This is a genomic window from Ohtaekwangia sp. (assembly GCF_036786105.1).
In the GTDB taxonomy this organism is placed as follows: domain Bacteria; phylum Bacteroidota; class Bacteroidia; order Cytophagales; family Cyclobacteriaceae; genus Ohtaekwangia.
The window spans coordinates 1-11,507 of record NZ_DAIQRQ010000099.1 but is presented as its reverse complement, the minus strand read 5'-3'; the positions used below and the strand labels follow the sequence as shown (position 1 = coordinate 11,507).

The following is an 11,507-nucleotide window of genomic DNA, read 5'->3' as shown; positions in this document are numbered from 1 at the left end:
AAAAACATGTATGTAACGAGTCAATGAAATCCCAAGAATTTACAAATATTTCCATTAGAGGTAGAGTAGCTTTTGCTATACTCTGTCTAGAAAAAGCAATCATTCATTTTGGTTTTGATATATATGATTGGTCATTTGTTCTAAATTTATTATGGTCAATAACAAATACCAAATTAGGTAGTTGGCACTATCCACTTGCGGAATGCACTGGAAGAAGTATAATAAACGATGAAGGTCACTTGGACGACTTAGAGTTTTTAACCAAGGAAAAATTTTGGGAGTTAAACAAACTATATAAAAATGCTAATCATGCCATTCTAAGAATGATCGACTTAATTTTTGAGATTTCAACCAGAGATTTGTATGCGTCAATTGTAAATGCTTCTCCTGATACATTAAAATATTTGCAAGAAATAATCGATATGATGAATCAAAACGAAATTCCTTTGCCAGATGCTAAGTTGTTTCAAAAGTTTCCTATAACTGAAAATGAAGGATGGGGAAGAGAATTTTCGAGAGATGAAATCTACAATGGTGACAACATTTAAAAGTGTGGAGGGTAACCAGAACTGGCCGTGATAGACGAAAACGGGTATGAGCTTCGAAGAGAAGGTTAACATGCAAGAGGAATTATTTACTAAGTCTTTTAAGGGGTATAACGTTCAATTTACAATACAACAATAAACAGATGGACATACGAAAGTATTCAAGATATGCTTCTTTATTTCATAAGCCTGGAGTAATTAATGATTCCATTACTGGGATGGAGTGGATGGAAAGCGACTATGACTTTCGCACTTTAAAAGAAGTTACTGAACTATGTTCCATCCTTGAGTTTTTAAATGAATTGTTGACTATTTTGACAATCGGTACGCCAAACCTCATGATGTTAGGTCACTCATTAGGAGTATTTGATTGGAGAAATAATGCTTTACTCTCAAAAGAGATTTTTAATAAGTTGATTTCCGAAATTGTGATGTATCCCTTAAATAGTACTACCGCGTATAAAGACGAGCTAGGAAGAATCACAATTAAATTCGCTAAGCCTGTTCTTCAGAAACATGGTGTTCGAAAGTCGTTAGCTCTTCACAAAATAAATATCGACAGGGAAGATAATTTTGACTTGACTACGATTCCCATAATTGTCAAAAGATTCCCACTGAGCGAAGACATAAATATGATTGTTAAAGTAAAGATGAAAAATGATTGGGTTAATATGATCGATATTTGGTATGAGTGATATGTAGTGAGTAGCCCCCGAACCCGGTTGGTTTGATGTTGTTGTACACGGAACGCCTGATAATTTTATGATTTACACAGGCAAAGAATGGGTACCTATTAACCATAGATCTCTTGCCTCCTATATGTATAAAAATGGTTATACAACGGGAACCCCGGTTAGGCTAGTCTCATGTAAAACGGGTGTGTCGCCTGATGCTATTGCCCAGCATTTATCAAAGGTTTGGACCTATCAAGCAAAATCAAAAGGCAATTCAACGTCTGAAAGACATTCAGGCGGGCAAGATTCAAGTGACAGATTTCGACAAACGATTCTACACTCATGAGTTGAATGAATACCAGCGATTCAAAGAGTTGAAAGTTGCAGATGATGTGTATGACGGCCGATATTATGAGCATGCTCATGCTGCAGCATTAGAGGAATATGGCATAAATGAGCGAATAGAAACAATTTATCACCCCTCAACCGAGCCCACAGTAAATGAAGAGTTAATGGAAATCAACAACCTGCGCTCATGGATTGAGGATGCCAAAGCAAAGGGTAAATATATTGAACAATGAGTTTATTAGAATTCACTATTTTGATGCTAATCGATCATAGGAGTAAAACCCAAGGTGCTTTTTTTGGAAAACTATATGATAGTTTGATTGAGTTAGGCTTTGTAATTACGCATTTACAATTGAAGACTTACCTTGAATCGTTTGTAAGGCAAGGCTGGATATTCGAAATTCAACCACAAGGCGAAAGTGCTTTTGAGGGAAGATTGTTCTTTATTGAAACTAAGGGCAAAGCCTGTTTGGAAGACGGTAATTTTGAATCAAATATGACAAGACTAAAAGAGTTCAAAAGCAAAGGTCCCGGAAGAGAAACTATCTAACAGGTTTCTTATTCCTTGCATGAGATAATGGATTTTCAAGGAAAAAAGATTAGATCGTTGTATCACCCAGATGTACAAAAATAAAAATTGTAAAATGGATAAAATTAGTCTTGATAAGGATGAATTTGTATTGCTCAATATCATCAACGAACGTGATAAAGGGAGCGGAGTAAGTACGCCAATCATTGATCGGGTTTTTTATGACAAGAGACTTGCAGAGGGGTGCTCTTTAGATAATTTATACTCAGTACAATGGATACCAATTTCAAAAAGACTTGAGGAACTTGGATTAATAGAGAAGCAAGGTTTATTGAATAAGATCACTGAAAAGGGTCGAGATGTTTTAAAGGGATATGAAGAGTAAGCATAAAACAGGCCTACGAGAAAACAGGTACACCTCATGCCATTGTTGGTTTTTCTTCACCAACAATCACCCAATCCCACACTGATTTTAAAATGTTAGAGACATTGGAATTTTTTAGTGCATGCGATGGCTTGGTGCTAAGCATGTGTTCGGGCGTTGTTGGTGAAGAACACCAAGGGCAGGGAGACTCAATAGTTATGAAAAAAAAAATTATCCTCTGAGGAAATTCTCATACCCTTGTTGGTTTCTTCACCAACAATCATCTAATCCCACACTGATTTTAAAATGTTAGAGACATTGGAATTTTTTAGTGCATGCAATGGCTTGGTGCTAAGCATGTGTGCGGGCATTGTTGGTGAAGAACACCAAAGGGCAGGGTGGTTTTAAAGGAGGCAGGCTCTTCAATATCTTGTATATACCGCTATATGTAGTATATAAATATATTATTTAGTCACCCTGTCGATCGTTTTTCTTAACCATTCATTAACGAGCTGGCGCTAATATCTTGCTGTAGCGTAAGTGTATTGAAGATTATATAACTATAAATATATAGCCTGTCAGTACTTGTATTACTATAGGCTATACCTCACGCCGATAACTAAACCACGGTACATATTATACTAATGTAGCATCCTATAAGAACTAAAATAATTAAATGTTTAAACACTGAGACGTTGACCAAGTCAAACAATTGATTGCTTCTTGCCTGGATCATCGTGTTATGCACGGCGGGTAATTATATACCTATATATATCATGTTAAAATCAGTAAGTAATTATTTCAGATGTAGTATAAATTTTTACTATATATGGAGGCGATGATATTTTTTTACCTGTAGTCAGTTGTGACATAACATAGTTTAATTAGATTTGCCTATGCCTATACCCGAAGAGAAAATTGAATCTGTAGTATTTACATACAATAGAAATCGCCTTGAGTCGATTTTAGCCAATTGCATCGCTCATCGTGTGTCTGCTGATACCTGGAGTTGGCTTACAGAAAAAGCTTCCCTGATTAGTAAGGATGAAAATGTTCAGGATTTTGTAGTTGCCTTTGCTGCAACGCCGCGAAAAACAGGAAAACAGCAGGTTGTTCTATCAGAAGAAGAGAGCCGCGAAATTCAGAGCATTCGTCCTCATTTAACAATTCAGCATTGGGCCATGGATCGTTTGTGCCGCGTATGGCTTTTGCTGCACCTGAATGTTGCTGACAGAAACAAGTACATCCGTACAATAGAAAGTCTGTTTCCCACAGCAGAAATGAATGAGCAGGTGGCATTATATTCAGCATTGCCTGTGCTTGCCTATCCACCGTTATGGCGTGCACGTTGTGCAGAAGGCATCCGCAGTAACATTGCCGATGTGCTCGAGTCGATAATGTGCAATAATCCGTACCCTTCCGAAAATCTGGATGAAGCTGCCTGGAACCAGCTTGTGTTGAAAGCGATCTTTACTGAAAAAGCCATTCATCAAATCATTAATCTGGAAGAGCGTTCGAATGAGAATCTGGCGAACACTTTGTCAGACTATGCACGTGAACGGTGGTCAGCCGGTAGAACCGTTCATCCTTTACTCTGGATGTGTGTAGGAAAATTTATTAACGAAAAGATCTTTCCAGACATTATGCGTGTTGCATTTTCAGAACAAACAGTAGATCGCGAAGCTGCTGCGCTGGCCTGCATGCAAAGCACGTATAGTCCCGCGCGCGAGCTTGTTGAGAATAATAAAATGCTGCTTGATATTGTGAAAAGTGGGACTACCTGGATGGATGTCATCAAAAAAGTGGAAAAAAAATACTAAGAGTTACCGTATTTGCGGAGACTTATTCGAAGGAATGTAAAAGAAAAAAAATATGTGTTGCAGACAAGATATTACTGAGAAGGAATTGGAACCCCGCGTTGAGGTGCCCCTGTTTCTGGAAGCGATTAAAGGAATGAAATTCTTTGATCCTCATGTTCACATGACCTCCCGTACTACAGATGATTATCAGGCGATGGCCGATGCCGGAGTAGTTGCCCTTATTGAACCTGCTTTCTGGCTGGGCCAGCCACGCACCGGAGTATCTACTTTTCAGGATTATTACAGTAGCCTGATTGGATGGGAGCGATTCAGGTCTTCTCAATTCGGCATCAAACATTATTGCACCATTGGTCTTAACTCCCGCGAGGCTAATAATGAAGCACTCGCGGAGCAGGTAATGGAGATACTGCCTCTTTTCCTGTATAAAGAAGGTGTTGTTGGCGTAGGCGAGATTGGTTTTGATGATCAGACTAAAGCAGAAGAAAAATATTACCGGCTTCAGTTGCTTCTTGCAAAAGAGGCTTCTCTCCCGGTGCAGATACATACACCACACCGCGATAAGAAACGAGGAACGCAGCGCAGTATGGATATTGCTATTGACTGTGGTTTATCTCCCGATATGGTGATTGTTGATCATAACAATGAGGAAACTGTAGAGGAAGTTTTGGAAAGAGGATTTTGGGCTGCCTTTACCATTTATCCTTTTACCAAGATGGGCAATGAGCGCATGGTAGAAATTGTAAAAAAATATGGTGCAGAACGCATCATGATCAATTCCGCTGCCGACTGGGGAATCAGCGATCCGCTGGCTGTTCCTAAGACAGCGGCGCTGATGAAGCAACATGGAATATCGGACGAGTTTATTCATTTGGTTACCTATAAAAATGCCATCACCGCTTTTGGAAAAAGCGGACAACTTCATGAGGCGGATTTTGAGACTGTTCAGCAAGTGGATCAAAGTATAAAATTTCAGGGGAACACCATTCTTCGGGGCGGTCAGCAACCGCGTATCGATAAAGGTTCATTGATAATAAAGTAAGGTGAAAAGATTGGTTGGATTCTTCAGGCTCATGCGGCCTGCCAATATCGTTACGGCGATCTCTGATATTTTTGCTGGCGCCACAATTGCAGGGTATGCAAGCGGCATGAGTGAGTTACATTCTCTTTTGCTATTAGCAGTTTCTACGATTGGCCTATACGGAGGCGGTGTTGTTTTCAACGATGTTTTTGATGCAGACCTCGATCGCGTTGAAAGACCTGAACGCGCCATTCCCAGTGGATTAATCTCCGAAAAAGAAGGAGCGCTTTTAGGCATTGCCCTACTCCTTATTGGGATAGCGGCAGCGTTAACGCTTTCCATATATCCATCCGGATGCATTGCTATTGTTATTGCTGCTGCTTCGCTGGTTTATGATAAGTGGAGTAAGCATCACAGTTTTCTGGGGCCGCTGAACATGGGCCTGTGCAGAGGATTAAATCTTTTGTTGGGAATCAGCCTGTTGCCAGAAGCGCTGCAACAACACGCATACCTGGCTGTAGTGCCTGTAATATATATAGCTGCCATTACGATGATTAGCCAGGGAGAAGTTCGGGGCGGAAAAAGTATAAAAATGCTCCTGGCGGCAGTTTTATACCTAATTGTCCTGGCATCGATACTGTATGTGTCGATAGTTCATCGAAACGGTATATATACTATATTTTTTCTGGCCTTCTTTGCTATTCTCATTTACCCTCCGTTGGTCAAAGCATTTAATAACCCGTTGGGAAAAAACATTGGAAAAGCTGTGAAGGCAGGTGTGCTGGCATTAATTGTTATGAATGCAAGTTGGGCGGCAGCCTTTGGCGGCTTGTATTCAGCCTTGCTGATCCTGTTGCTATTGCCAGTATCTATTCTTTTAGCCAGGCTCTTTGCCGTAACCTGATCAACTTAACTACCTATACATATATTATGGAAACGGATTTTTTACAGCAGTCATTCAATGTTCGATTTGATTATAAAGTATATTTCACTACGCACTTATTCAACAGCGATAACCCGGTATTGCAGGAATTTCTAAGTGTTCAGAAAAAATCTGATATACCTCCCAAGATATTTTTTGTTTTGGATGAACGTGTAGTAGCCCATCACCCAGATCTGATTAGCCGCATCAAATCCTATTTTCAGGCGTTCCCATCGCTTCATCTCATGGACGACATGTTGATTATTCCCGGTGGCGAGGTTGCCAAAAACGATGAGCATTTACTTCATCAGATTATCGTTGCCGTAAACAATAACAAGATCGACCGCCACTCTTATCTCGTTGCCGTTGGTGGTGGTTCAGTGCTTGATCTGGCAGGCTATGCGGCTGCTATATCCCATCGTGGTATCCGGCATATTCGCATTCCTACAACCGTGCTTTCACAGAATGATTCGGGAGTAGGAGTCAAGAATGGAGTTAACTACTTTAACAAAAAAAACTTTCTCGGAACGTTCGCGCCTCCGGTGGCTGTGTTTAATGACTTTCATTTTCTAACTACGCTGGAGGATGTGGATTGGCGTTCAGGAATATCAGAGGCAATTAAAGTTGCATTGATTAAGGACGCTTCTTTTTTTCATTGGCTGACTGACAATGCGGCTCTGCTTGCCAACCGTGATATGCCAGCCATGAAGTATCTGATCAGACATTGTGCTGATCTTCACATGCAGCATATTCGCAGTGGAGATCCTTTTGAAATGGGATCGTCAAGACCATTGGATTTTGGCCATTGGAGTGCGCATAAGCTCGAGCAGTTAACGAATTTTAACATCCGCCACGGAGAAGCCGTAGCCATCGGTATTGCACTCGATAGTGTATACTCTTACCTGAGCAACCGGTTAAGCAAAGAAGCATTAGACCAGATACTGAATCTGATTAAAACACTTGGATTGGATATAACTCACCCGTTACTGGAAGTGAACGGTGATAAAAGTCCGTTGATTGAAGGTCTTGAAGAATTCCGTGAACACCTGGGCGGTAAACTTACCATTACGTTACTCAACGGTATAGGTAAAGGAGAGGAGGTTCATGAAATGGACGGTGCATTGATTCAACAGGCAAGTCAGTGGTTAAAGAATATCAATCACAATTAAAAACGAAGGCACCAGACTATGCATACACCTTACGGATACCTGACATACTGCACCAATATACATGCAGGTGAAAGTTGGGCCGATCATTTTGCCGCCTTGCAACAGAATATTCCCGGCATAAAGAAAAGAATAAGCCCCCATCAATCATTGGGTATCGGATTACGATTATCGCACCAGGCAAGTATTCATCTCCAGGAAAAAAAGTCGCTGGACAATTTTAAAGATTGGCTGAAGCGTGAAGACTGCTATGTGTTTACCATGAACGGATTTCCGTATGGCGGATTTCATCATACCAAGGTGAAGGATCAGGTGCATGCTCCTGACTGGACCACGAACGAACGTGTTTCCTATACCATCAGGCTATTCCATATTCTGGCAGAGCTATTGCCGGAAAATATGGAAGGAGGAATTTCAACATCGCCACTGTCTTATAAATACTGGCATGAGGCGGGCCGGCAACACGAGGTCTTCGAAAAAACAACAAAAAACATCCTCCAGGTTATTGAGGAACTCATACAGATTAAAACAAAAACAGGCAAACTTCTTCACCTTGATATTGAACCAGAGCCCGATGGTTTGCTGGAAAGCGGACCCGAATTTTTTGATTGGTATGAGAATTATCTACTGCCCATAGGTGAAACGTTTTTACAGAAACAACGCGGGTATACTCCGGTAGAATCGGTACAGGCGATCAAAGAACACATGCAACTGTGTTATGACGTTTGTCACTTTGCAGTGGGATATGAAGAACATGCTAACATCATTCAAAAACTTCGCGAGAAGAAAATAAAAGTCGGAAAGATTCAGATCAGCGCTGCACTTAAAGCTGCCATGCCGCATGAGCAAAAGGAACGCGAGCCGGTAATTCAGGCATTTCGGCAGTTTAATGAATCAACTTATCTGCACCAGGTAGTAGCACGCCAGCGAAACGGTTCCCTGAAACGATATCCAGACCTTCCGGAAGCGCTGATGGACGCTGATAACCCTTCAACAGAAGAATGGCGCTCGCATTTTCATGTTCCGCTATTCATTCAGGATTATGGATTACTGAAATCGACACAACCAGACATCCGAAACGTGTTGTCCATTCAGCGCAACCAATCCTTTACCAACCATCTTGAAGTAGAGACCTATACATGGGAAGTACTACCCGATGGATTGAAAGTTCCTCTATCAGAATCAATCATTCGCGAAGTAGAATGGGTGAAAGAATATTTAAACAATGTTGACTAGCGACAAAAAATCCGGTATGCAAAAAACAGTAGTAATTGATATTGTAGGGTTATCCTCATCACTGATTGGGGAACATACACCTTTTTTAAAACAATATATACTTAACAAGTCGTTGCACACAATTTCACCTATGTTGCCGGCAGTAACAACATCGGTGCAGTCAACATACGTTACGGGTAAGTGGCCTCATGAGCATGGTATTGTTGGTAATGGCTGGTACGATCGTGAAGATGCTGAGATAAAATTCTGGAAACAGTCAAATAAGCTGGTGCATGGAGAAAAGATATGGGACAGAGCAAAACGCATGGATCCTGCATTTACATGCTCAAAAATGTTCTGGTGGTACAATATGTACTCTACAGCAGATTATTCAGTAACACCACGGCCCAATTACCTGGCTGATGGAAGAAAAATGCCAGACTGTTATTCTCATCCTGCAACACTTCGTGATGAATTGCAAAAAGAGTTGGGGGTATTTCCCCTGTTTCAATTCTGGGGGCCCGGAGCGAATATCAAATCAACACAGTGGATTGCCGATGCCTCAGTGATTGCAGATAAAAAATACAATCCAACGCTAACGTTGATTTATCTTCCACACCTGGATTACTGTCTGCAAAAATTTGGACAGGACTTTTCTATGATTTCCAGAGACCTTAATGAAATTGATGGTGTAGTTGAACAACTGGTTTCGCATTATACAAAAGCCGGTGCCCGTGTTATTCTACTTTCAGAATATGGCATCACCGATGTAGATCGTCCGGTTTACTTAAATCGTGTATTGCGTGAAAATGGATTGCTCAGCATTCGCGTAGAACGAAATCTTGAATTGTTGGATGCCGGAGCTTCGGCTGCCTTTGCTGTCTCCGACCACCAGATAGCCCATGTATATATCAACGCTAAACAGTCGGCTTCAAAAGTAAGAGATATTATTGAAAAGATTCCGGGCGTTGAGCTTGTGCTCGACAAAGACGAACAGCGGAAGTATCACATGGATCACGAGCGGTCTGGCGATCTTGTAGTGATGGCAGATGCAAAAAGCTGGTTCTGCTATTACTTCTGGTTAGATGATAACAAAGCTCCCGACTACGCCCGTTCAGTTGATATTCATAAGAAACCAGGATACGATCCGGTTGAAATGTTTATGACTTCGAAGTTGCGTGCTGCCTATAAACTCTTACGAAAGAAAGCTGCGCTCAGATATGTGATGGATGTTATTCCGTTGGATGCTACTTTAATAAAAGGATCACATGGAAGGATTAATACCCCATCATCTTCGCATCCGGTGCTCATCACAGACCTTAAGCTTGAAAAAACGGAACTGCAGGCTACTGACATCTATGATGTGATCTGGCAACACCTTACTCATAACTGAAATTCGATTACGCCTTTGCTGGTGAATGTCTGTTGGAATGTTTTAATTCGATAAATGACAAGCGTGAAAATTTATAGTTATTATAAATGGCTGTCGCTGGTAACACTGATTGTAAGTATTGCAGGGACATAACTTTAGAGGAAGAAGGCGAGGATATTGTTAATAAATTTTGGATTGCATTATTAGTAAACTTTCAATTTCATTTGGCATTTCAGTTTATAAGCAGAGTTCCATACGGAATTTATAAATATGTTGAATGTAATAATCATCAAATGAAAATCACGGCATATAAGCTTTGAAATTCTTTTCCTGGCTAATCATGATCCTTCCGGTCATGGATTAGTGTTTTTTTTTGAGCTCAGCAATTTCCCACCATCAATACAACCAGTTGATTGTTACCATGACATTCATCGCAATTTTTCTTGGAGGAAATTATTTAAAAATGAGACTAAGGGAAGATTTTAATGCTCCCAAATAAAGTTTGAAGTATATTAAGCCCTCATGCCTTGGTGTTCTTCACCAACATACACACTCAGTCCCGTACTGATTTCAAAATGTTTTAAAGCCTCCGAGCATAACTATTCCGGTTCTTTCCAGTCTTTATAAATGAATCGTAGTGCATCGTAGTAGCCAGACATGGGAGATGTCATATGCGATTCTGTCGGATAGTATTTATACAGGTGCGGCAGATTGGTTAGTGATTTGGCGGTTAGCAGAGAATCAAATTTCAAGAGGTTAGTATGGTAGGTACTTTTGTCTGAAACGCCTTCGCTTGCATCACTGTAAAAGAGAATTTTGTTTACGGCAGTTCCTTTTTTTAATTTCTTATCCGCCAGTTTTAATATATACTCATGGTCCCACCATAGAGAAGGACTTATCGCGATATAGGCATCAAACATTTCGGGGTGTGTAAGCATGCAATTAATTGTAGCAAGACCACCAAAGGAATGGCCACCGAATATTTTGAAAGATTGAGTTTTATAATTTGCGTCAATGAATGGCATTAGCTCTTCGTGAATGAATTGAAGAAACAGTTTGTTGCCACCACTTGGTTTCATCCACGAGTTCTTTACCGTATCAGGTTGTCCGAAGTAATTAATAATACTTTCTGTTGGCGTAAGATCTCTTGTTCTTTTTGTATTGGTAATACCAACAACAATCATTTTAGGTATAACATTTACATCCCAACGACTTAGATAATCGGTATATTGAGAAAGCATGTCAAAGTGACTTTCTCCGTCCAGTAAATACAGTACGGGGAAGCGTTTGTCCGGATTGGCGGAATCCAGTTTGGGATAATGAATATAGATATTACGGTATTCTTTTAATACTTTCGAATAGAGTGTTACTGCTACACTCGAAACCGGTTTGTAAGGCTCGATCTGCTGTGCCTTCAAGTGAAAAACAAGAAGCAATAAAAACACAACGGACAGTTTATAGTGCAATTTCATAGTATACAACGAAAGTAATTTGGATGATTATACTGGTAACGGATACAATATATAAAAACCAT

General features: G+C 40.4%; 12 protein-coding genes. 11 read left to right on the top strand and 1 reads right to left on the bottom strand.

Going from position 1 to position 11,507, the window contains the following annotated elements; all coding sequences use genetic code 11:
* The 11 genes from V7Q33_RS22465 to V7Q33_RS22415 all read left to right on the top strand — a co-directional run.
* The coding region (locus V7Q33_RS22465) for a hypothetical protein (RefSeq protein ID WP_333821373.1) at positions 1-548 on the top strand (548 nt) is incomplete at its 5' end.
* A gap of 140 nt (positions 549-688) precedes the next feature.
* The gene (locus V7Q33_RS22460; RefSeq protein ID WP_333821371.1) at positions 689-1,240 is read left to right on the top strand and encodes a hypothetical protein; all 552 of its coding nucleotides are present in this window, start codon (positions 689-691) and stop codon (positions 1,238-1,240) included.
* A 194-nt stretch (positions 1,241-1,434) separates the two neighbouring features.
* On the top strand, positions 1,435-1,800 hold the full coding sequence (locus tag V7Q33_RS22455) for a hypothetical protein (RefSeq protein WP_333821370.1): 366 nt from the start codon (positions 1,435-1,437) through the stop codon (positions 1,798-1,800).
* The gene (locus tag V7Q33_RS22450; RefSeq protein ID WP_333821369.1) at positions 1,797-2,117 is read left to right on the top strand and encodes a hypothetical protein; all 321 of its coding nucleotides are present in this window, start codon (positions 1,797-1,799) and stop codon (positions 2,115-2,117) included. The genes V7Q33_RS22455 and V7Q33_RS22450 overlap by 4 nt, the downstream gene beginning before the upstream one ends.
* Before the next feature lie 94 nt (positions 2,118-2,211).
* On the top strand, positions 2,212-2,481 hold the full coding sequence (locus tag V7Q33_RS22445) for a hypothetical protein (RefSeq protein ID WP_333821368.1): 270 nt from the start codon (positions 2,212-2,214) through the stop codon (positions 2,479-2,481).
* Between the two features lie 875 nt (positions 2,482-3,356).
* Positions 3,357-4,280, top strand: a complete 924-nt coding sequence (locus V7Q33_RS22440; RefSeq protein WP_333821367.1) for an EboA domain-containing protein — start codon at positions 3,357-3,359, stop codon at positions 4,278-4,280.
* Positions 4,281-4,332: 52 nt separating this feature from the next.
* Positions 4,333-5,319 (top strand): TatD family hydrolase, encoded by a 987-nt coding sequence (locus tag V7Q33_RS22435; protein ID WP_333821366.1) that lies wholly within the window; start codon positions 4,333-4,335, stop codon positions 5,317-5,319.
* Between the two features lies 1 nt (position 5,320).
* Positions 5,321-6,202 carry a UbiA-like protein EboC gene (gene eboC, locus V7Q33_RS22430; RefSeq protein WP_333821365.1) on the top strand — a complete coding sequence of 294 codons (882 nt, stop codon included), beginning with the start codon at positions 5,321-5,323 and terminating at the stop codon, positions 6,200-6,202.
* Between the two features lie 26 nt (positions 6,203-6,228).
* A complete protein-coding gene (locus tag V7Q33_RS22425; RefSeq protein WP_333821364.1) occupies positions 6,229-7,389 on the top strand; it encodes a 3-dehydroquinate synthase in 1,161 nt (386 codons plus the stop codon).
* 18 nt (positions 7,390-7,407) lie between these two features.
* Positions 7,408-8,622 (top strand): metabolite traffic protein EboE, encoded by a 1,215-nt coding sequence (gene eboE, locus V7Q33_RS22420; RefSeq protein ID WP_333821363.1) that lies wholly within the window; start codon positions 7,408-7,410, stop codon positions 8,620-8,622.
* Between the two features lie 16 nt (positions 8,623-8,638).
* A complete protein-coding gene (locus V7Q33_RS22415; protein ID WP_333821362.1) occupies positions 8,639-9,994 on the top strand; it encodes an alkaline phosphatase family protein in 1,356 nt (451 codons plus the stop codon).
* Positions 9,995-10,572: 578 nt separating this feature from the next.
* Here the strand turns inward: V7Q33_RS22415 and V7Q33_RS22410 are convergent.
* Positions 10,573-11,445 carry an alpha/beta hydrolase gene (locus tag V7Q33_RS22410; RefSeq protein ID WP_333821361.1) on the bottom strand — a complete coding sequence of 291 codons (873 nt, stop codon included), beginning with the start codon at positions 11,443-11,445 and terminating at the stop codon, positions 10,573-10,575.
* Positions 11,446-11,507 lie beyond the last annotated feature (62 nt).